This window comes from Nocardia sp. NPDC051750, from assembly GCF_044453135.1.
Lineage (GTDB): Bacteria > Actinomycetota > Actinomycetes > Mycobacteriales > Mycobacteriaceae > Nocardia.
Map to the genome: position 1 here is coordinate 57,873 of NZ_JBITCK010000002.1, position 20,542 is coordinate 78,414.

Genomic DNA, 20,542 nt, shown 5'->3' on the forward strand with positions numbered 1-20,542 from the left:
CGTCACGGGCTCGGCCACGTGTAGCGAGTCTGGCTGGACGTCGGGAGCTTGCCGAACGCGAATCCGACGGTCGGCGCGACTCGATACAGCTTGACGCCGCCGGCGATGACCGCATCGCCCAGCCGATACCAGGTGCCCGCGGGATCGGTCAGATGCGTTCCGTACTTCCGCTCGAAGTCCGCGGCGGCCTGTGCCCGCTCGGAGCGATCGTCCACGACGGAGGCGACCCCCTCGATGACGACGTCCATACCGGTCAAGGCATTCGTGCCGGTTGTCAGCGCACACTGCGCATTGTGGCCGAGGTTGAGTGCCTTGCGCTCCTGATCACCCGTGGTGAAGCACAGACCGCCCAGACTCCACGCCGCCAGCAACGGCGTCACGTGCGGTCGCCCGTCCGGTCGCACCGTGGAAAGCCAGAACACCTCCGCCGCCTCGAGGACCGCTGCCGCCGACGCCCACGGCGTCGCCTGCGCGTCCGGAGACGAGAACGGCCCCAGCACAACATCCGGTTCACGGTCTGACATGGCACTTCCTTCGGGACAACGGGGCATGCTCAGCCGACCGACACCGGTGAAACAGTGCCAGCGAGCCGACCTGCACACCCTCCGGCGAGACTTGCGCGGCTACCTGTAGATGACGTGAACCCGCGGGAAAACTCATCGGTCAGCGCCGGCGAACTTGTTCCGGCGCAACCCAGATCACGCAGGATTCCGGGCTACGTCGCCGGTGCGCTCCCGACGTTCTCCACGAACCACTCGGTGGCGAGCTCGGCGACCTGGTCGAGTGTTCCGGGTTCCTCGAACAAGTGCGTAGCGCCCGGCACGATCTTCAGCCGGGGCGTCACAGTCATCTGTAGCTGGGCTCGGCGGTTGAGGTCGAGGACTACTTCGTCATTGCCGCCGACGATCAGCAGTGTCGGCGCCCGGACCCGGGTGAGGGCGTCACCGGCGAGGTCGGGCCGGCCGCCTCGGGAGACGACCGCGTGGACGGCGGCGGGGCGATCCGCGGCGGCGCGGAGCGCGGCCGCCGCGCCGGTGCTGGCACCGAACAAGCCGACCGGGTTCTTGCCGGTCGCCGGTTGTCCGGCGAGCCAGTCCACGGTCCTCGTGAGCCGCTCGGCGAGCATCGGGATATCGAAGCGCAGCTCCCGGGTGCGCTGGTCGTACTGCTCTTCCTCGGCGGTGAGCAGGTCGAGCAGGACCGTGCCGAGACCGGCTTGCTGGAGGACCTCCGCCACGTGCCGGTTGCGTGGACTGTGCCGGCCGCTGCCGCTGCCGTGCGCGAAAACAACGACTCCGCTGCCCTGCGCCGGCAGGCACATCCGGGCGTCGAGCCGGACACCGCCGAGCGGGAGCTCGACATCCTCGTCCACGAACACGCTGTCCTCCCCATTGTCCGAATGGTTCACGGCCCTGTCCTGCGATCACTTCACAGAGGGGGCCTACCACCCAGCGTGCGGGGCAAACCGCGTGTTTCACAGCGGGTTGACCGCTATGTGAATGCCGCCGAATTGCGAGCGGCCCAGTCGGTGAAGGTGTGGGCCGGGCGGCCGAGAATCTGTTCGATATCCGGGCTGACCTGCTGTAGTGCCGGCGCCGGGGTGCCGAGAATAGCGAGTGTGGATTCGACGACCGGTTCGGGCATGAACTGCAGCATCCGGGCCCGCGCTCGAGCCCGGGACAGTTCGACGAACTGCACCGGCTCTCCGACTGCGAGGGCGATTGCGGCCGCCTGCTGCCGGGGCGTGATCGCTTCGGGGCCGGTGAGGTTGTAGGTCTTGCCGCTGTGGCTGTCCTCGAGCAGGACAGCGGCGGCGACCGCGGCGATATCGTCCGGATCGATCACCGGGAGTGCGATATCGGCGAAGGGCGCGGCCATCGTCCGTTCGGTGCGGATCGACTCGGCCCACTGGAATGCGTTCGACGCGAAGTTTCCCGGTCGCAGGATGGTCCACTCGATACCGGAACTCTCGATGGCCTTCTCCAGGTCCGCCGGATGATGTCCGGTGCCCACGCCCAGCGAGGACAGCAGCACCACCCGCCGTGTACCCGCACCGCGGGCGGTCGCCAGGAGATCGCCGAGTCCGCCTCCGGCGCCGAGGAATTCGCCGGATGTCAGCAGAAATACGGTATCGGCCCCGTGCAAGGCCGAGGAGAGTTCGTCCGCACGCAGGAGGTCGGCCTGCCGATGCTCGACGCCGGCGGGTACGTCGGCCGCGCCCACTGTGCGCGAAACGGCACGCACTTCCGCGCCTGCCGCGGCCAGCGCCTGCACGAGGGGCCGTCCGGTATTGCCTGTCGCTCCGGTCACCACGATCATTGTCGTTCCTTTCGATTTGGGTGGCTCGACCGTAGTATTCGGAAGACAGTAGGTACCTAGAGGAAAGTAATGGAGGTCGGGCGTATTGTGACCGGAGACACAGTGTGGGTGAGTGCGGACCCCGCCCCCGAAAAAGCCTGCCCCGTCGCTCCCGTGGTCGATGTGGTGTTCAGTCGCTGGACCACGCCGATCCTGTGGGTGCTGCACTACGAGGGCCCGCAACGCTTCGTCGAACTGCAGCGCCGGATCACCACCATCACACCTAAAGTCCTGACCGAGCGGCTGCGGCAGCTCGAGCGCGACGGATTGATCACGCGCACTTACTATCCGGAGGTTCCGCCCCGCGTCGTCTACGAGATCAGCGAGCTGGGCAGCAGCCTGGCGCCGTTGTTCGCGGCCCTGGCCGACTGGTCGGTCAACCTCGGCAAGGTCGATCAGGCCCGCCGTGCCTACGACACCGAAAAGCAAACGGGCCGGAAACGCTGAGCCCGGAGCGGCTGCCTGCCGGTGTCTCGCCCGCCGGCCCGCTGCTGTCGGCGACCGGCCGGCGATGCTCGGTCGGCTGACTCAGGCGTCCGAGGCCGAGTGGGTGAATGCGCCGGAACGCGCGGCCAGGGCCGCGGCGCCGGCGGCCCGGTCGGAGAGCTGCGGGTCGGGGGGAGTGCGTAGCAGGACCAGCTGGTGGTAGATCGGTGCGGTGGCCGCGATGAGCAGAGCGCGCGCGTCGATATCGGGAGTGAGTTCGCCGCGCCGGACTGCTCGCTCGACCACGATCTCGGACTGTGAGTACCGGTCCTCCCACAGCTGCTGCAGGGCGCGGGCCGCCGTCTCGGAGCGGAACGAGACCGCGATCAGGGCCGAGGCGATCGACGGCTCCTCGGTCAGGGAATCGTGGATCTCGTGGTTGAGTGCCGCGAGGTCGCCGTGCAGGGATCCGGTGTCGCGGGGGTGCCAGTCGATATCGCCGGCGGCGGCGAAGACATCGCTGATCAGGCCGCCGACATCGCGCCAGCGGCGATACACCGTGGTGCGGTGCACGCCGGCGCGGGCAGCGACGGTATCCACGGTGAGTGCGTCGTAGCCGTGCTCGGTCAGTTCCGCGCGGACGGCTTCGAGTACCTGGTCGCGGATGCGTGCGGTGCGGCCGCCCGGCCGGGGTTGGGGCGGGCCGGTGGGTGCGGGTGGATTCATCGTCGGGTATCCGGTTGCTCGTCTGGGTGGGGTTGTGGCATTATCCTAATGCAACAGTTGTCGCACTAGTGAGGTGGCCGATGTTCTTCCGAAGCGTTCCCCCGGCCCTGCGGTCGCCGATGGCCGCGCCGTCCTCGAATGCTTCGGAGTTCCCTCATGCCAACGCAGATCACCGCGCTCGCGGTCAGCAAGTCCTTCCACGGCCGTCCCGTCCTCGACGCGGTGACCTGTTCGCTCGGCGCGGGTGAACGCACCGGCATCATCGGGGAGAACGGGTCCGGTAAATCCACCCTGCTCCGGCTCTTCGCCGGACGTGAGCGGCCCGACCGGGGCGAAATCATCGTCGACGCCGAGGGCGGTATCGGTTATCTCGCCCAGGACGAACAGCTGCCCCCGCAGCTGACCGTCCAGCAGATCATCGACCGCTCGCTGAGCGATCTGCGCCGGGTCGAGGCCCGGATGCGCCGCCTGGAGGCCGCGATGGCGGCGGGCGACGACTCCGGATTGAACGAATACGGCGATCTGACAACTGTTTTCGAGCTGCGCGGCGGTTACGACGCCGACGCCCGGGTGGAACGGGCCCTGCACGGGCTCGGGCTCGGGCTGGTGCCCCGCGACCGCACCGCCGGCGGGCTGTCCGGGGGTGAGCAGGTTCGCCTGCGGCTGGCCGCCCTGCTGGCGGCCGGTCCCGAGGTCCTGCTGCTGGACGAGCCGACGAACCACCTCGACGACAACGCCCTGACCTGGCTGGAAGACCACCTGCGGACCAGGCGTGGCACGACGGTGGCGGTCTCGCACGACCGGGTGTTCCTCGAACGGGTGGCGACCGGCTTGCTGGAAGTCGACGCGGACCGGCAGTGCCTGGTCCGCCACGGCAACGGTTACCGGGGATTTCTCGCGGAGAAGGCGGCGGCCCGGCAGCGGTGGGTGCAGGCGCATACGGAATGGCAGGCCGAGGCCGCCCGGCTGCGGGAGACGGTCGCGACCACGGCGCGCCGGGTTGCCCCGGGACGGGCGATGAAGGACAACAACAAGATGGCCTACGACCGGGCAGGCGGGCGGGTGCAGCAGTCGCTGGCCGGACGGGTCCGCAATGCCGAGGAACGGTTGCGCCGCCTGCTGGCGGACCCGGTGCCGCCGCCTCCGGAACCGTTGCGTTTCACCGCCACTCCGCAGGCCGGCCGGGCGCACGGTGTCGTCCTCGAGGCCACCGATATCACTCTCGCGAGCCGGCTCGCCCGCACCAGCGTTACGGTTGCTGCCGGTGAGCGTGTGCTGATCACGGGCCCGAACGGTGCGGGCAAGACCACCCTGCTCCGGGTGCTGGCCGGTGAGCTCGCTCCGGACAGCGGTTCGGTCGTCCGCCGCGGCCGAATCGGTTACCTCGCGCAGGAACCCCGGCCCGCGGAACCGGGACAGACCTTGCTCGCCGCGTTCGCGCGCGGCCGCCCGGGTGATGCCGACCGGCATGCCGAGAACCTGTTGTCTCTCGGGCTGTTCAGCCGCGCCCAGCTCACCGCGCAGGTCCGGAACATGTCCACCGGGCAGCGGCAGCGTCTCGCGCTGGCCCGCCTGATCAGCGAGCCGACGGAGGTGCTGCTGCTCGACGAGCCCACCAACCATCTGTCTCCCGGTCTGGTCGAGGAGCTGGAAACCGCGCTGGCCGCTTACCGGGGCGCGCTCGTGATCGTCAGCCACGACCGCCGGTTGCGTATGCGCTGGCGGGGCGCCCAGCTCGGCATCGGGGCAGTCCCGGCCGAGACCGTCTGACATTTCCCGAAGCCCCTGACCACCCACTCGCCGAAGGAGTTCGTTCATGCCCGATGAGCCGATAGCCGTTCCCGCGGATCCGGCCGTGCTCCACCCGATGCCGGACCAGCCCCGGGTGGTGCTGTTGAAACCGCTGATCACCTCGCCGCTGATCGAGGTCGGGGAGTTCTCCTACTATGACGACCCGGACGATCCGGCCGCCTTCGAAACCCGCAATGTGCTCTACCACTACGGCCCGGAAAAGCTGATCATCGGGAAGTTCTGTGCACTGGGCACCGGAACACGGTTCATCATGAACGGCGCCAACCACCGTATGGACGGCCCCTCGACCTTTCCGTTCCCCACGATGGGCGGCTCGTGGAGGCAACACTTCGACCTGATCACCGGCCTGCCGAACCGCGGGGACACGGTGGTCGGCAACGACGTCTGGTTCGGTAACGGTGTGACGGTGATGCCCGGGGTGCGGATCGGCCACGGCGCGATCATCAGCACCGGCTCCGTGGTCACCGGCGATATACCCGACTACGGAATCGCCGGCGGTAATCCGGCCCGCCTCATCCGCACCCGCTACGAGGACGGCGATATCGCCCGGCTCCTGGCGGTCGCCTGGTGGGACTGGCCGCTGGAACACCTCACCGAGCACATCCGGACGATCATGTCGGGCGGTATCGCCGACCTCGAAGCCGCTAATCCGGGCAGTAGGTGACCCGCCGGCTTTCCCCGTCTTCGCGGCGGCGAGTGGCTGAGCGGCGTGTTCCGCTCAGGCCTCGCTGGGTTGCACGATGACGAACCCCTCGCCGTCGAGGCGGAGCTGGAACGCCTCGCCCGAACCGCCGCGGACCATGGACCCGAACGTCTGAGAACGATTCAACGAGGTCTGCAGCTGCGCGCTCCAGCCGACCACCGCATCGGTATCGACGAAAACGGGTGCCTGTGCGGTGACCGGAATGATGATCGGCGTGCCCGCGCACACCAGTCCGAGCCGCCCCTGCCCGGAGAATACGCAGTTGAACAGGCCACCGCCGGCCATCCCGACGCCCTGCACCATGCGGATATCGTATTGCAGGCTGGAGTCGAACACCAGAATGTTGCGCCCGTTGATGGTCAGCGCGTCGCCGGGAGCGAGGTCGACGAGGAAGCAGTTGCGGTCGAAATGGGCGAACCACGCCTCCCCTTGGCCGCGCACGGACATCAGCGGCACACCCTCGCCGGTGAGCGCACGCTGCAGGAACTTGCCGACGCCCTGCCCCTTCTTCTCGAACTGCAGGTTCCCCCGGAATGCGACCATCGAACCCTGGCGGGCCAGGCATTCGCCGTTCACCGCGTACTTGAGCGACTTCGCGCTCTGCGCGGTCATCCCGGGGGCGGTTGCGGGCTGGGCCATGTTCTCGCTGGCGAAGATCTCACTCTGCATACGGGCGATCCTGCCGCATCTGGGGCCGGTCCGGGTCCAGGAAGGTGGGACTCCGGGTTCGGCCTCGGCTATTCGAGCCAGTTCTTGCGCCGGAAGTACAGGTCGTCCTCGTCTGGTTCGTCGGGGGTGCCGACCTCGTTCCGCCATTTGCCGCGTGCGGGACCCGAATCCGCAGGTGTGGGTTCCGCGGGAGCCGGAGGGGGCGGTGCGGGGGCGCCGGGGCCGGAGGCTGCGGAGTGCCGGCGGGGACTTCCGGGGCAGGCAAGCGCTGTCCTCATTCGATCTGTGCCCGGAGGTGATCTCCGGACCGTCGCACAGGGGTCAGCATATTGGTCGATTCCGGGCCGGACGAGTGTGCGCGGCAGGTGATGTAACGGAATCACATCGACGGCCGAGATCTGTAGTAGCGCACACGTTCATGAGTGTGGTGCGGACTCGAAGGGTACTCCGTGTGTGGTCGCCGTTCGACGATCGACAGCGAGACTCGAGAGGCGCCGATATGCCCGGCTTCCTGAAGTACATCATCTTTCTGAACATGCTGGGCATGCTGTCCGGTATCTACACCCTGAGCTGATCCGCCGCCCGCGGTGATCGGTAGATTGGCGGTTCCGGTGGAGGTGCCGCCGAGCGCCCGTATTGTCGAGGGATAGGGATCGGATGACGAAGACCGCGCTGGTGACCGGGGCATCGTCGGGAATCGGGCGGGCGACCGCCACGCTGCTGGTCGCGCGGGGGTACCGGGTCATCGGGACCAGCCGGGCCCCGGATTCGATCGCCGAGCCGGCTCGGGTCGCGGGGGTGGAGTACCGCGCCCTGGACCTGACCGACCCGGCGGGGATCGAGCGTTTCGGAGAGCAGCTCGGGCCGGTCGACGTGCTGGTCAACAATGCGGGCGAGAGTCAGTCGGGGCCGATCGAGGAGTTGCCGCACGAGGCGATCACGCGCATCTTCCAGCTGAATGTCTTCGGTGCCGTTCAGCTGGCGCAATCCGTGCTGCCGGGGATGCGGGAGCGCGGATACGGCCGGATCATCATGGTCGGTTCGATGCTGGCGAGCTTTCCGCTGGCCTACCGGTCCTCGTATGTGGCGACCAAGGCGGCGATCAAGGGGTTCGCGGACGCGGCGCGTTTGGAGACGGCGCCGTTCGGGGTGTGGATCAGCACCGTCGAACCCGGTTCGATCGCGACGGGGATCGGGGACCGGCGCACCAAGTACATCGGCGAGGATTCGGTGTACGCGGCCGATTTCGACACGATGATCACCCACCTGGATCGCAACGAACGGTCCGGGACCGGTGCGGGCGAGGTGGCGGAAACTATTCTGCGGGCGATCGAGGCCGATAAGCCGAAACCCTTGTACGCGAAGGGAAGCCGGGCACCTGTCGTTTTCCTGCTGCGCCGCCTGGTGCCGGCCGCGGTGATCGAGAAGGTCGTCGCGCGGATGCACGGCCTGAAGCGCTGACGGGAGTCCGGATATGCGGCTTTCCGTGGGGTGCGCGATGTGGACGCATACCGCCTGGCCGGCGCCGGGTGACAAACTGCGCAGCTACGCGAGCTGGTGCGATGCGGTGGAGGGCAACACCACGTTCTACGCGGTACCGGCTCGCCGCACCGTGGAGACCTGGGCGCAGCAGACCGGCCCGGAATTCCGGTTCGTGATCAAACTGCCCAAAACGATCACCCACGAACGCCGGCTGTCGGGGGCGGAAGCGGAACTGAAGACTTTCCTCGACACGATGGAACCGCTCGGGCCCCGGTTGCACGCGCTCTGGATCCAGTTGCCCGGATCGTTCGGGCCCGGCGATCTCGCGGCCCTGGCCGGGTTCCTACGCAAGGTTCCGTCCGGTCTGCGGGTCGCGGTCGAGGTGCGTCATCCGGCGTTCTTCACCGATCAGGGCGCGGATAGCCGGCTCGAACGGGTGCTGGGCCGGATCGGCGCGGAGTGGGTGCCGTTCGACACCACCGTCCTGTTCGCCGCCCGGCCCGTCAGTTCGGCGGAATACGAAGCCCAGTCCAAGAAACCGCACCTACCCCGCCGGATGCGGGCCCTCACCGATACTCCGATCGTGCGATATCACGGTCGCGACGATCCGGAGGCGACTGTTGCGGGCTGGCGTCCGTGGGTGGAGCAGACAGTGGAATGGCTTCGGGAAGGGCGTTCGCCGACGATCTTCCTGCACACACCCGATAATGCGTCCTCCCGCGACCTGGCCCGCCGATTCCACGACGAGGTCGGTGTCCGGGTACCGGAACTCGAACCGCTGCCTGATCCGGCGGAAACGGAACCGATGACCCTGTTCTGATCGGCGCGGCAGCCGGCCGGCTCGGATTCGCCGGCGCGGCGGCCGGACGGCGCGGTGCTGGGTAGGGAGTTGCCGTGCTGACGCCGGAGTCGCTGCGTCAAGCGGGATGAAGTGAAGATTTATTCTCTCTTGAGAATCACTTACATAGCAGGTAATTGCTCCGTAAGTAAGCGAATATTCACACGCCGTGGTAGAAAATCGGCAGTGGTGAAGGGCGGAGAATCGTGAAACCGACCGATAAGCAGCGCGCCGCGCTGGAGATGATCTGCGATACGTTCCTGCCGGGGGAGGAGCCGGCCCTGCCGTCGGCGTCCGAACTGGGCGCTGTGGACACGGTATTCGAACTTCTGGCGCGCAACCCGCGGGAAGCCGAAACGAAGCAGCTGGCGATGCTGCTGGACCTCTGGAACGCGCCGCTGACCGGCCTGCTCACCGGGTGGGGGCCCCGCCGGTATTCGGCACTGTCCCGGCAGGATCGGGAGCGTGCGCTGCTGCGTCTCGGTAGCTCCCGGATCGGCGCCGTGCGGGCGGTATTCCAAGCGCTCAAGCAGGCATCGCTGCTGGCCTACAACGTCACCCCGGGGCCGACGGGTTTCAATCCGCTGTGGAAGCAGATCGGTTACCCGGGAATCCCCGGACCGCTGCCGGCCGCTCCGGAGCCCACGCTCGCCCCGCGGCGCATCACCGAACCGGCGACGCTCACCTGTGATGTCGTGATCGTCGGATCCGGTGCGGGCGGCGGGACGGCCGCCGGAGTGCTCGCCGAAGCGGGACTGGATGTGATCGTCCTCGAACGTGGCGGGTACTACGACGACCGGGATTTCGGGGCCGGTGAGCTCGCCGGCCTGAAGCAGCTGTATTCGCCCGGCCCCGCCGCATCCGCCGAGGGCCAGATCGCCCTGGTGGCAGGCTCCTGCCTCGGCGGCGGCACGGTCGTCAACTGGAGTACCTCACTGCCCACTCCGGACCACGTCCGGGCGGAATGGGCCGGTGTCGGCGCCACACAATTCGGCGCGGCGGAGTTCGGCGAGTCCCTGGACGCGGTGCTGCGCCGGCTCGGCGTGAACGAGCGACGGTCGACCCCGCTGGCCCGGGACAACATCCTCGAGCGCGGCGCCCGCGCCCTCGACTGGCCGGTAGAACCCTTGCCACGCAACGTCACCGACGCGTGTGACGCCGGCGTGGAATGCGGCCGGTGCGGCAGCGGCTGCCGGGTCGGTGCCAAACAGTCGGTGACCAAGACCTGGCTGGCGGATGCCGCGGCCCACGGCGCGCGGCTGATCGTGGACGCCGATGTGCGGCGGATCGTGGTGCGTCACGGCACCGCCGAAGCGGTTACCGCGCGCACCTCGGACGGGGTCGAGTTCGAGGTGCGCGCGCGGGCCGTCGTGGTGGCGGCGGGCGCGATCCAGACCCCCGCCCTGCTGCGGCGGTCGGGTCTGGGCAACAAGAACATCGGCCGCTATCTCCGGCTGCATCCGGCAACGGCGGTCTTCGGTGTGTTCGACGAAGAGATCCGGCCCTGGGAAGGTGGCCTGCAAACCCGGATCTGCCGGCAGCACGCCGATCTCGACGGCAACGGCTACGGCGTGATCTACGAGACCGGGCCGCTGGCGCCGGGGTCGTCCACGGGATTCCTGAGCTGGCAGGGTGCCGGCGATCATCGCCGCGTCATGCTGGATTTCGCCAGGACGAACGCCGTCGGCATCATCACCCGGGATCGCGACAGCGGCACGGTGCAGGTCGATCGTGCCGGTGAGCCGACCGTGAACTACCGGTTGTCCGATTACGATGCCGGTCACCTGCACACCGGAATCGAGGGTGCCGCACGGATTCTCGAGGCGGCCGGCGCGACCCGCATCTTCTCCGGACATCAGTCCGGTGTGTCCTACGAACCGGGTGTCCGCGGCTCGCTGGACCAGTTCTCCGCCGCCGCCCGCGCCACCGGATACGGTCCCGGCCGGTGCGCGCTGGGGGCATTGCACATCATGGGATCGGCCCGAATGGGTGGTTCACCGGATATCTCCGCCACCGACCCGGACGGCGCGACCTGGGATGTGCGCAATGTCGTCGTCGCCGACGCATCCTGCTTCCCGACCTCTTCGGGAGTGAACCCGATGGTGTCGATCGAGGCGATCGCCCATATGAACGCGAAACGGCTCGCCGCGCGCCTGGCCTGAACGCGCTCGGTGTTCCCACTTGCCGGTCTCAATTGACCGCGAGCAGTGCCGCTGCCGCCACCACTTCGACCCAGAAATAGAACCACACGGGATAGAAAGCGGACGAAGTATCCAGTAGCCGTGAGACGACCCGGCCCGCAGCCATCCCGGCCAAAGCTGCCGCGACCGCCACTACCGCGCCGCGGCGCAGGTCGTCGGACGCTGCCGCCGCCCAGCACAGTACGCCGGAAACGGCCAGCCCGAAGCCCCCGTACACGGCCCGTACTTCGGAACGCCCGGCCGCGGTGGTGACGGCGATCCCGAAGGGCCGGGTCAGCCGGGCCGGTGCGGTCAGGGCGTAGACGCCCATGCCGGCGAAAAGAATTCCCGCCGCGATCAGGACAACCGGTCGCATATCCGCCTCCACGTCGAAGTCACCGGATCGATCATCCGGGACCGGTCCTCGGTGCGGCTTCCGGAAACGTGCGTTTCGCGCAGCCTTCTCGGCGACGGTGCTGTGGGGGGCGGTCTTGCGCGCTGGTGGTCCCGGCCGACGCAGGTGCGCGGAACTTCGGACGTTATCGACACGGGCGATCCCCGTGGTGCCCGCGACCGACCGGCCCCGACCTGGATCAGCCGCCGCGCAGACTGTTCGCGATACTGCGGAGCAGGTCGAGGCCGGCGGCGTCGTCCGGGGCCTGGACCGGGGCGCGGACGGTCAGCCTGCCGTCATCGATCAGATCGCCGATGAGAACCTTGGTCAGTGTGAGCGGGACACCCAGCTGCGCCGACACTTCCGCCACCGATTGCGGGACCCGGCACAACCGGACTATTTCGGCGTACTCGGGTTCGGTGCGCCGCAGCGCGAGGCCCGACCCCACATCGACCACCATCGAGTCCAGCGAGAGCTCGGCACGTTCGGTACCGCCCCGGCCGCGGGTCAGCGCGTAGAGCCGTACGACGGGGCCGGCATCCTCCTCGTCCCAGGGGTCGTCGTGCGGGCCGTTCACGGCTGTCGCTCGCCGTTCGGGGTCGGGCGGGTATCGACAGCCAAATGGCTGCCGACCCGCTGCACGGTTCGGTTCATCTCGTAGGCCACCATCCCCATATTCGCGGCCTCGCCGGCCAGCAGGGCCAGGCAGGCATTGTCACCGGCGGCGGTGACGAACAGTACCGCCCGGTCGAGTTCCACCACTGTCTGGTGTACACCGCCGGCGTCGAAATGGCTACCGGCGCTGCGGGCCAGGCTGTGGAAGGCGGACGCCATCGCCGCGAAGCGTTCGGCGGCGGTGCGGTCGAGTCCGGCCGAATGTCCCATCATCAAACCGTCGGTGGAGAGCAGTACCGCGGATTCGGCGGCCGGCAACCCGCTCACCAGTTCCTCCAGCAGCCAGCTCTGGTCAGTGCGCGGGGGAGTGATCATCGTCGCCTTCCTGTCGGGTTCTGTCGGATGCGGTCGAATCAGGTGCCTGGCGGCGCCCCGACCGGGTGCCGCCTTCGATGGCGGCCATCAGATTGCGTGCCTGTTCGGGGCTACGGGAACGGGAGGCTTCGACGACCGGTACCGGCCCGGTATCCGATTCGGCGCTCTTGCGACTCCGGCGCGGCAGCGGTGGCCGGGTGCCGGTCGGCGGTGTCGATACGGCCGGTTGCGGCTCCCCGCGCACCGGTGCGGTGCCGTTCCCGGACGGCGCGCCGGTCTCGGTGTCGTTCGATCCGGTCCCGGTGGCCGCGGCGTGGGCGGGTGCCGGGGTGGGCTCCGCGGCCGCGGGCGGCTCGCCGGACTCGATGAGGTCGGTCGGAATCAGGACGACCGCCTTGATCCCGCCGTACACCGATTCCGACAGCCGCACCGAAACACCGTGGCGGGCGGCCAGCGTGGCCACGACGAAAAGTCCCAGGCTGGTGTTTCCGGACAGTGCCGCCACCCCGAAGTCCGGTGGCTCCGCGAGAAGCTGATTGTTCGCCGTGATCTCGTCCTCCGACATACCCAGACCCTGATCGGCGACCTCGACCGCGACCCCGCGGCCGACGACGGCCCCCGCGACCTCGACCCGGGACTGCGGTGGCGAGAACGCGGTGGCGTTGTCCATCAGTTCCGCGAGCAGGTGGATGATGTCGGCCGTGGCCTGACCGGCGATACTGACGGTAGGCACGTTGCCGGTGTGAATCCTGGTGTAGTCCACGGTTTCCGCGGACGCGCCGCGGATCAGATCCCACAGCGGAACCGGTTTGCGCCAGCGCCGTCCCGGCTGTTCACCGCCCAGCACGATGAGGTTCTCGGCGTGCCGGCGGGCGCGGGTCGCCAGATGGTCCAGTTCGAACAGGAGCTCGAGCTGTTCGGCGTTTTCCTCCCGGCGTTCGGCGCGGTCGAGCAGGGCCAGCTGGCGGTGCACGGCGAGCTGGTTGCGGTGAGCGATATTGAGGAAGACGGTGCGGAAACCGGCCCGCGTCCGGGATTCGGCCACCGCCGCCGAGACCGCGGCCACCTGCGCCCGGTTGAACGCGTCGGCCACTTCACCGAGTTCGTCGGAACCGAAATCCAGCCGTGCCACTTCGGCGGCCGTATCGATCTCCGCGCCGCTGTCGAGGCGCCGCATGAGGTCGGGCAGGCGGTCGTCGGCCAGTTCCAGGGTGTCGTCACGCAGCCGCCGCATTCGCCCGATGAAGCGGTTGGCCACGAACAGCGCACCCACGAACGCCACGACCGTGACGATCAAGACCACGATCCCGCCGATCAGCGACATCCCTGCCGTATCGGTACCTTCCTGGCGGGCGATGGCATGGGCGTCGCGGCTCTGGTCCTCCCACAGTTTCAGGAACGCGGAGGTGAGCCGGACGGATGCTTCCTGCCAGGCCTGTGCGGTCATCGGCAGGGCGGCGGGATCGGATTGTTCGGTCCCATATCCGGTTCCGGACTCATCGACCGCCGGTACCGGGCCGCGCAGGAACAGTGCGTCCTGCATGGCGGTCACCTGCCGCCAATCCGGTGATTCGGTGAGCGCTCGCAGCTGGTCGAGCCGCGGACCCTTCAGCACCGATGCGGAATACGCGGCCTGCGCCCGGAACTCGCCCGTGTACCGGTTGAATTCGAGCAGCTCCGGGGCGGTGATCTCGCCGCGGGCCAGGGCCACCACGCCGAGGGTATCCGCCCGCGACAGAGCCTCCGCGGCGCGCAACGGTTCGACGCCGTATCCGAGAGCGACACCCAGTCCGGCGTCGGGCGCGACCCGGGCAGCGATCAGCGATGCCCGGAAAATGGTGTCGATCACCGTGTTGAAGAACCCGAACGCTTCCTGCCGGGGGACCGCGCGGGCGTCGATCGTGGCGCGCACGCTCGGAACGCTGTTGTAGAGCGGGCGGAAGGTCTCCAGTTCGGCTGCCGAGCCGCCGGGATCGAGCCGCTGGGCCGCCTCGCCTTTCTCGATCGTCGCGGCGAGTGCGGCATCGGACCGCTTCCGGGCGTCCACGAGACTGCCGGCCGCGGCCGGATCGCCCTGCAGATACAGCATCGAGAGGCGGCGTTCCTCCTCGAAGGTCTGCACCATCGAGATCACCGGCGTGGTGGTGCTACTGATCAGGTTGGCCCAGACCGTGGACGCCACACTGTTCTTCACCAGGTATCCGGCGGCGCCGACACCGATCACCAGCAGCGTGATATTGGTGATCAGCAAGATCGACAGCAATCGGGTCCGGATACCGATCCGGCCGCGAGTGACGTTCCTGCCGGAACGAACGGCCCGAACCATTGATTCGGACACTTGCCGCCGAACAGCCACGATAGATCAACCCGTTCCAGGGCATGCGCAGACGACACCATGGTGATCGGCGCATATCACCCTAATGTTCCCGGCATTGCCGTTGTCCGGCAATGCGTAAGCTTTCGCCCAAACCATAGCGAAAGCCCCGCCGGAAGAGAGAGACGAGTCTCACCAAGCGGTCGTTAGGGTATCGGGGTGAGCGTAGTAACAGCAGGTCAGGCGATACCGCGGGGCGCGCCGGGGCGTTTGGCTGCGGGCCCGCGGAAACACAGCACCTGCTCGCCGTAACCGGCCAGCGGACGGGCTTCGGCCGCCTGGCGGATACCACTGGCCGGCAGTTCGGTGAGCTTCGCGAACATGGTCGCGTTGCCGAAAGCCGAACGGATCTGGGTCTCCGAGGCATAATCCGCGCCGTAGTCGGCGAGTTTGCCGAAATCCAACGGCGCCAACGGGGTATCCAGTGCCACCGGCTCGGCGGGCCGGCCCAGTGCCGCGTACTGCGTGGCCGCGCCCTGCTCGTACCAGCACAACTCGTAGGCCAGATTCTCGGTACTGGTCACGCTCACCACCGGCCACTGCCGCGAAAGATAGCGGGCCAGCGGGTTCTTCGCGATGGGCGTCAGTTCCCATTTCAGGCTCTTCACCGCCACCCAGCTGCCCGACATCCGCTCGATCAGCACGATGTCCTCACCGAGCTCGGGCGCCGCGTTCAATTGCGGATCGCGGGTGCCCCAGTGCGCCTTGTCCACACCGTAGGCGGTGTTGATATCCACGGGTTCCGCGCCGGAGGCGGTATAGGCGGCGATGATCGCCTCCCGTACCAGGTGCAGGGCGTCGGGTGCCGAACACAGCACGCCCAGGGCGCCGAAAGATGAACCGATCTCCACCGGTTTGGCCGGCTGATCCGGCATCGCGCCGGCGACCAGCGGTTTCAGGCCGACCAGCGCCAGGTTCCAGTTGATCTCCTCGATCGTCGCCAGGTCACCGGCGCTTTGGTAGAGGATCTGCTGCTGGGTCAGATAGCCGGCGCGTTCCAAGGTGCGGCATTCGAGTTTGCGCAGCGCGGCCTGGGTTTTGCTGGTGAAACCGATCTCTTCGATCTTCATCGCCCGCAGCTGCGCGGCCATCGCTGGGGTGGTGAGCGCGGTATAGCGTTCGCGATACATGGCCACGGCCTGTTTCCGCTGCCGGCCCACCATCAGCGTGCGCAGCAGCGTGTTCAGCGTGGCGAGGTATTTGCGGGACTGCTCCGGATCCGCCGCGAACAAACCGGCGCGGATACGCACCGCCTCGTCGGTGGCCATTACGGCCGCGCCCGGGTCCAGCCGGCACAGCCACACGCCGCATTTCGACAGGCTGTCCGCGCAGGCGCCTGCCGCATTCGGATGATCGTGCGCTACCTGGGTATAGGCATTGCAGGCGTCGCGGATGGTGGCGGTGGCCAGTTCGCGATGCCCGATCGCCCGGGCGGCCTGTTCCAGCAGCCGCAGCGTGTCCTGCACCTCGTTGGCGAACTGCGCCGACACCCGGCCGGCGGTGAACCAGCGCAAGCGGATCAGCACCGCTTCCTGCGCGGGCTCCAGTGCGCCGGCCACCCGGTTCCGTATCGAACCATCGGTTTCGGTGGCCAGATAGGCGGCGGCGAGTTCGCAGAGGCCGGCGGCCAGTTGTAGTTCGGTCTCCGGTGCCCGGTCCCGTGCCGCGATACGGTCGGAGGCCACCCGGCCTTCGATGGCGATCAGATCCATCGCGATCTCAATTCCCGTATCACCTTCCGCGCACGGTCCTTGCCGACCCCAACGAGTCGAGCGGCCGTAGTCCGAGCATTTTCCGAAAGTCTGCCACAGGTGGTGGTGGGTTAGCAGGGCTACCGGCGGTTCCCGGCACCGGCACGGGAAGCCGGGCCGCGGCCGCTCAGTCCGCGGGGATCGCGCTCGCGCCCATCCCCAGATAGAACAGCATGATCAGGAACAGGAACCAGCCCGCGCCCTGCCAGATCGGCCAGGTACCACCGCGCCGCCACACCCGGATCGTCTCCACGAACGCCCCGATACCACCCAGGAGCAACAGGATTCCCGGGCCGAACAGGATCGCGACCCGCGTCGGCGTATCGCACAGCAGTGTGTCCGCGTCACGGCACTGCGCGGCGGCAGCCCAGACGGCGGTCCCGGCGCACACGACTGCCGCCGCGGCCAGTATCGCCAGCACGTAACGCACGGCCCGGCGGAAGCTACCGTCGTCGGACCAGCGCTTCTCGGCATCGTTGGTCATCGCGCAGCCCTCCTGCCCCGTCCACCGGCCCGGCCTTCCTTTCCGGCCGCGATATTGCCCGGTTCCGGCGCGGCAAACACGATCCGCTGCGCGGTGGAACAGGACGCGCCGGATTGTCCGGTACCTGGACGGACGTGGACCCCGGCGGACCCGGTGCCGGACGGCCCCGGCCTGGACGGCGCCGGAGGCGGGTGGCCCGAGACCTGGACCGACCCGGACCCGGATCGGTACGAGGGCGCCGACCGGGGAGGGCGGTCGTCGGTCAGGGGCCGGCCCGGTTCACAGATACTGTGCGCGGAGTTTGCCCTTGACCAGCTTGCCCGTCGGGGTGCGCGGGAGTTCCTCGGCGAAATCGACCGTCCGCGGCACCTTGTAATGTGCGATTCGGGCGCGCAGGTAGTCGCGTAGTTCCGCCGCGAGTTCCGGACCGGGCGCGGCCCCGGGCGCGGCCTGGACGACGGCCTTCACCGATTCACCCATCTCCTCGTCCGGGACGCCGATCACCGCGACATCGAGCACCTTCGGATGCAGGGCCAGTGAATCCTCGATCTCCTGCGGGTAGATGTTCACCCCGCCCGAGATGATCATGAAGGCCTTACGGTCGGTCAGGAAGAGGAAGCCGTCGGAGTCGATGTAGCCGATATCGCCGGTCGTAGTCCAGGTGGGATGCCGCGGGTGGATCGCCTGCTCGGTCTTCGCCGGATCATTGTGGTAGCTGAACGGAACGTCCTCGCGTTCGAAGTAGATCGTGCCGATATCGCCCGTCGGCAGTTCGGCGCCGTCCTCCCCGCAGACCCGCACCGCGCCCAGCCCGGCCGGACCCACCGACCCCGGTTTCCGCAGCCATTGCTCGCTGTCGATGAAGGTCGCGCCGTTGCCCTCGGTCGACGCGTAGTACTCGTGCAGGACCGGCCCCCACCAGTCGATCATCGCCTGCTTGACCTCGACCGGGCACGGCGCGGCGGCGTGCACGGCCACCTTCAGGCTCGACACGTCGTAACGGGACCGGACGGCCTCGTCGAGTTTGAGCATCCGGACGAACATGGTCGGCACCCACTGGCTGTGGGTGACCCTATAGCGCTCGATCGCGGCCAGTGCCTGTTCGGGGTCGAAGCGCTCGAGCACCACCAATGTCCCGCCGAGGGCGTGCACCACGCCTCCGAAGCGCAGCGGCGCCGCGTGGTAGAGCGGGGCGGGGGACAGGTACACCGTCTCGGTGTCGAATCCGTAGAGCGGGCCGAAAACGGCGGTGTAGGTATCGCCGGGCGGATCGCCGACCTGCCGGTCCGGCAGTGGATGTTTGATGCCCTTGGGACGGCCGGTGGTACCGGAGGAATAGAGCATATCGGCGCCACGGGGCTGGTCGGCCAGTGGTTCGGGCGAGGAGGCGGCCAGCGCCTGCTCATACGACCCGTAGCCGTCGACCTGACCCCCGAAGGCCAGCCGGATCTCCACGCCCGGCGTTTCCTCGACGATCTTCGCGGCGGCATCCCGCAGTCCGCCCGAGACGATCAGCGCACGCGCGCCGCAATCGTTGACGATATAGCTGATCTCGCTCGGCGACAGATGCCGGTTCACGGCAGTGATGTAAAGCCCGGATCGCAACGCCGCCCAATAGACCTCGTAGACCTTCGGGTCGTTGCCCGACAGCAGCGCGACATGATCACCGGTACGTAACCCGGCCTCGTGCAGATGCCGGGCGAGCCGCACGGAGTTGTCCTCGAGTTCCCGATAGGTCAGTGCCTCGCCGGTCTCGGCGAGGATTACCGCCGGTTTATCAGGGAATCGATCGACATGCGCGCCGGGATACATGCTGCTCCTCTACGGAACGAAGCGATCGGGTGACCGACCGCCGAGCCGATATCGGGACCCGCTCCGCGGCACGGCGCCGATCCCGCCGGACATTCGCCCGGCCAGCGCGACATTAGCCGAAAGTAAACCGCGATTCGGGTGGTACGGCCAAACTCGCCCCCGCTGTCCGTCTTTCATCCCGCAGGTCGGCGGCCGGGCTGTCACCAGGACACGGTGCACCCGGGCCGACCTTCCGTGCGGGCCTTGGAACCCGCCCGGCCGCTTTTTTGGAACTCGTCACGCCGCCCGCCCCGGCCACGCCCTCGGGTGTGTGAACCGCGGGCGATCAGCCGGTATTCGCGACAGCCGCGCCGGAACCCGGGATCCGGCGGTCCGATCGAGAGCCGGTGGCGGCTGCCGGCGACGGACCTCTCGGGCCGCCGCGATCGCCGTGACGGGGCCGCCGGACCTGCGCAGTTACGGATCTCCTGCCAGGAAGGCAGTCGCCAGGCTGTTGAATAACCGGGGTCGTTCCCCTTGAACCCAGTGCCCGGTCGCCGCGGGAAGATAGACATCGCACCGCGGCATCCGGCGGGCGAGCAGCTGTGCCCCGGCGGGCCGGTTGACCTTGTCCTGTGCGCCCCAGATCACCAGGGCCGGGTGTGCGACCCGGCGCAGCCGGGAATCTCGGGTCAGGTCCATCCGCAGCAGCGTGCGCGGCGCCGACGGACCCGACGGGCGGCGCAGCGGCGGGTTCGCGACGACTTCGGGGTCGAGGCTCGCCCGGTAGCGGTTCTCGATCATTTCGTCGGTGACGGCTGCCGGGTCGTGCACCAGGTATTCGCGCATGAAGGTGGCGAGCTTGTCGCGGCTGGGCCCCTCCCCGCCGTAGTACGCGAGCAGTGCGCGCAGCCCAGCGGTCGGCAGTGCCCGGGTGGTGCCGATACCGCCGGGAGCCAGCAGAACGAGCCGGTCGACCTTTTCCGGGCGATCCATTGCCAATCGCAGCGCCGCTGCACCGCCGTAGGAATTACCGACGACATGTGCGCTGGACAGCTCGAGGGCGTCCAGCAGGCCGGTCATCGCCGCGGCCAGATCGCCGAAAGGGTCGGCCGGGTCGATCCGCTTGGCCGACCGTCCGTAGCCGGGCATATCCGGGACGATGACGTGAAACCGGCGCGCCAGCGCCTCCACATTGTGGGCATATGCGGCGAGGCCGGACGCTCCGGGGCCGCCGCCGTGCAGCAGCAGCACCGGTGGTCCCGCGCCGAACTCGTCGAAGTAGATGTCCCGGTCGCCGATGCGGACGGTACGTCCACCGTCGTGGTCCGTGCCGAGCGATGTCATGGCCGACCTTCCTGTGAAGAACCGCTTACCCCGCGATACTCGACGCCTATCCCGGCCGGCCGCCGGCTTCACCGCACGGCTGTCCGGCCCCCACACTCTCATCGGCCGGGGCGACCGGGTAACTCGGGTGACCACGCGCGGTCGTCGTCGCGCACAGTGGCGGGGCGGCCACCTCGGGCAAGCGTCGTGGGAGGGGATCCGGACGAAGCGGGATCAG

Annotated in this window: 20 protein-coding genes; 7 read left to right on the forward strand and 13 right to left on the reverse strand. The window is 68.4% G+C overall.

All coding sequences use genetic code 11. The features are described 5' to 3' along the window. Positions 1-2: 2 nt before the first annotated feature. From ACIA75_RS07590 to ACIA75_RS07600, 3 genes are all read right to left on the reverse strand, one after another. Entirely contained in the window at positions 3-524 is a 522-nt protein-coding gene (locus ACIA75_RS07590) for a pyridoxamine 5'-phosphate oxidase family protein (RefSeq protein WP_397101168.1), read from the reverse strand. A 191-nt stretch (positions 525-715) separates the two neighbouring features. Next, entirely contained in the window at positions 716-1,408 is a 693-nt protein-coding gene (locus tag ACIA75_RS07595; protein ID WP_397101170.1) for a dienelactone hydrolase family protein, read from the reverse strand. A gap of 83 nt (positions 1,409-1,491) precedes the next feature. Continuing rightward, positions 1,492-2,319 carry an NAD(P)H-binding protein gene (locus ACIA75_RS07600; RefSeq protein WP_397101172.1) on the reverse strand — a complete coding sequence of 276 codons (828 nt, stop codon included), beginning with the start codon at positions 2,317-2,319 and terminating at the stop codon, positions 1,492-1,494. Positions 2,320-2,427: 108 nt separating this feature from the next. On the opposite strand from ACIA75_RS07600, the gene ACIA75_RS07605 reads away from it, so the two are divergent. Further along, on the forward strand, positions 2,428-2,805 hold the full coding sequence (locus ACIA75_RS07605; protein ID WP_397101174.1) for a winged helix-turn-helix transcriptional regulator: 378 nt from the start codon (positions 2,428-2,430) through the stop codon (positions 2,803-2,805). Positions 2,806-2,886: 81 nt separating this feature from the next. Here ACIA75_RS07605 and ACIA75_RS07610 read toward each other — a convergent pair whose 3' ends face one another. Beyond that, positions 2,887-3,510, reverse strand: coding sequence for a TetR/AcrR family transcriptional regulator (locus tag ACIA75_RS07610; RefSeq protein WP_397101176.1), 624 nt, complete (start codon positions 3,508-3,510; stop codon positions 2,887-2,889). 156 nt (positions 3,511-3,666) lie between these two features. Between ACIA75_RS07610 and abc-f the strand changes: the two genes are divergently transcribed. After that, complete coding sequence (gene abc-f, locus ACIA75_RS07615; RefSeq protein WP_397101178.1) at positions 3,667-5,280, forward strand: ribosomal protection-like ABC-F family protein; 1,614 nt, start codon at positions 3,667-3,669, stop codon at positions 5,278-5,280. 46 nt (positions 5,281-5,326) lie between these two features. Beyond that, positions 5,327-5,986, forward strand: coding sequence for a CatB-related O-acetyltransferase (locus ACIA75_RS07620; protein WP_397101180.1), 660 nt, complete (start codon positions 5,327-5,329; stop codon positions 5,984-5,986). A 54-nt stretch (positions 5,987-6,040) separates the two neighbouring features. Here ACIA75_RS07620 and ACIA75_RS07625 read toward each other — a convergent pair whose 3' ends face one another. Beyond that, positions 6,041-6,694, reverse strand: a complete 654-nt coding sequence (locus tag ACIA75_RS07625) for an AIM24 family protein (RefSeq protein ID WP_397101182.1) — start codon at positions 6,692-6,694, stop codon at positions 6,041-6,043. A gap of 451 nt (positions 6,695-7,145) precedes the next feature. On the opposite strand from ACIA75_RS07625, the gene ACIA75_RS07630 reads away from it, so the two are divergent. From ACIA75_RS07630 to ACIA75_RS07645, 4 genes are all read left to right on the forward strand, one after another. Beyond that, positions 7,146-7,268 carry a hypothetical protein gene (locus ACIA75_RS07630; protein WP_397101184.1) on the forward strand — a complete coding sequence of 41 codons (123 nt, stop codon included), beginning with the start codon at positions 7,146-7,148 and terminating at the stop codon, positions 7,266-7,268. A gap of 83 nt (positions 7,269-7,351) precedes the next feature. Continuing rightward, complete coding sequence (locus ACIA75_RS07635; RefSeq protein ID WP_397101186.1) at positions 7,352-8,155, forward strand: SDR family oxidoreductase; 804 nt, start codon at positions 7,352-7,354, stop codon at positions 8,153-8,155. Positions 8,156-8,168: 13 nt separating this feature from the next. Then, positions 8,169-8,996, forward strand: coding sequence for a DUF72 domain-containing protein (locus ACIA75_RS07640; RefSeq protein WP_397101188.1), 828 nt, complete (start codon positions 8,169-8,171; stop codon positions 8,994-8,996). Between the two features lie 224 nt (positions 8,997-9,220). After that, entirely contained in the window at positions 9,221-11,176 is a 1,956-nt protein-coding gene (locus ACIA75_RS07645; protein WP_397101190.1) for a GMC family oxidoreductase N-terminal domain-containing protein, read from the forward strand. Positions 11,177-11,204: 28 nt separating this feature from the next. Here ACIA75_RS07645 and ACIA75_RS07650 read toward each other — a convergent pair whose 3' ends face one another. From ACIA75_RS07650 to ACIA75_RS07685, 8 genes are all read right to left on the reverse strand, one after another. After that, positions 11,205-11,570: a DUF4345 family protein gene (locus tag ACIA75_RS07650; RefSeq protein ID WP_397101192.1), complete on the reverse strand. Its 366-nt coding sequence runs from the start codon at positions 11,568-11,570 to the stop codon at positions 11,205-11,207. A gap of 217 nt (positions 11,571-11,787) precedes the next feature. Continuing rightward, positions 11,788-12,165, reverse strand: a complete 378-nt coding sequence (locus ACIA75_RS07655; RefSeq protein WP_397101194.1) for a DUF742 domain-containing protein — start codon at positions 12,163-12,165, stop codon at positions 11,788-11,790. Beyond that, the gene (locus ACIA75_RS07660) at positions 12,162-12,578 is read right to left on the reverse strand and encodes a roadblock/LC7 domain-containing protein (protein ID WP_397101195.1); all 417 of its coding nucleotides are present in this window, start codon (positions 12,576-12,578) and stop codon (positions 12,162-12,164) included. Before ACIA75_RS07660 ends, ACIA75_RS07655 begins: the two co-directional genes overlap by 4 nt. Next, positions 12,556-14,841: a nitrate- and nitrite sensing domain-containing protein gene (locus ACIA75_RS07665; RefSeq protein ID WP_397101197.1), complete on the reverse strand. Its 2,286-nt coding sequence runs from the start codon at positions 14,839-14,841 to the stop codon at positions 12,556-12,558. Before ACIA75_RS07665 ends, ACIA75_RS07660 begins: the two co-directional genes overlap by 23 nt. 290 nt (positions 14,842-15,131) lie before the next feature. After that, positions 15,132-16,664 carry a hypothetical protein gene (locus ACIA75_RS07670; RefSeq protein ID WP_397101199.1) on the reverse strand — a complete coding sequence of 511 codons (1,533 nt, stop codon included), beginning with the start codon at positions 16,662-16,664 and terminating at the stop codon, positions 15,132-15,134. A gap of 166 nt (positions 16,665-16,830) precedes the next feature. Then, positions 16,831-17,187 carry a hypothetical protein gene (locus ACIA75_RS07675; RefSeq protein WP_397101200.1) on the reverse strand — a complete coding sequence of 119 codons (357 nt, stop codon included), beginning with the start codon at positions 17,185-17,187 and terminating at the stop codon, positions 16,831-16,833. A 279-nt stretch (positions 17,188-17,466) separates the two neighbouring features. After that, on the reverse strand, positions 17,467-18,999 hold the full coding sequence (locus tag ACIA75_RS07680; RefSeq protein ID WP_397101202.1) for an acyl-CoA synthetase: 1,533 nt from the start codon (positions 18,997-18,999) through the stop codon (positions 17,467-17,469). Between the two features lie 456 nt (positions 19,000-19,455). Next, entirely contained in the window at positions 19,456-20,325 is an 870-nt protein-coding gene (locus tag ACIA75_RS07685) for an alpha/beta fold hydrolase (RefSeq protein WP_397101204.1), read from the reverse strand. Positions 20,326-20,542: the final 217 nt, after the last annotated feature.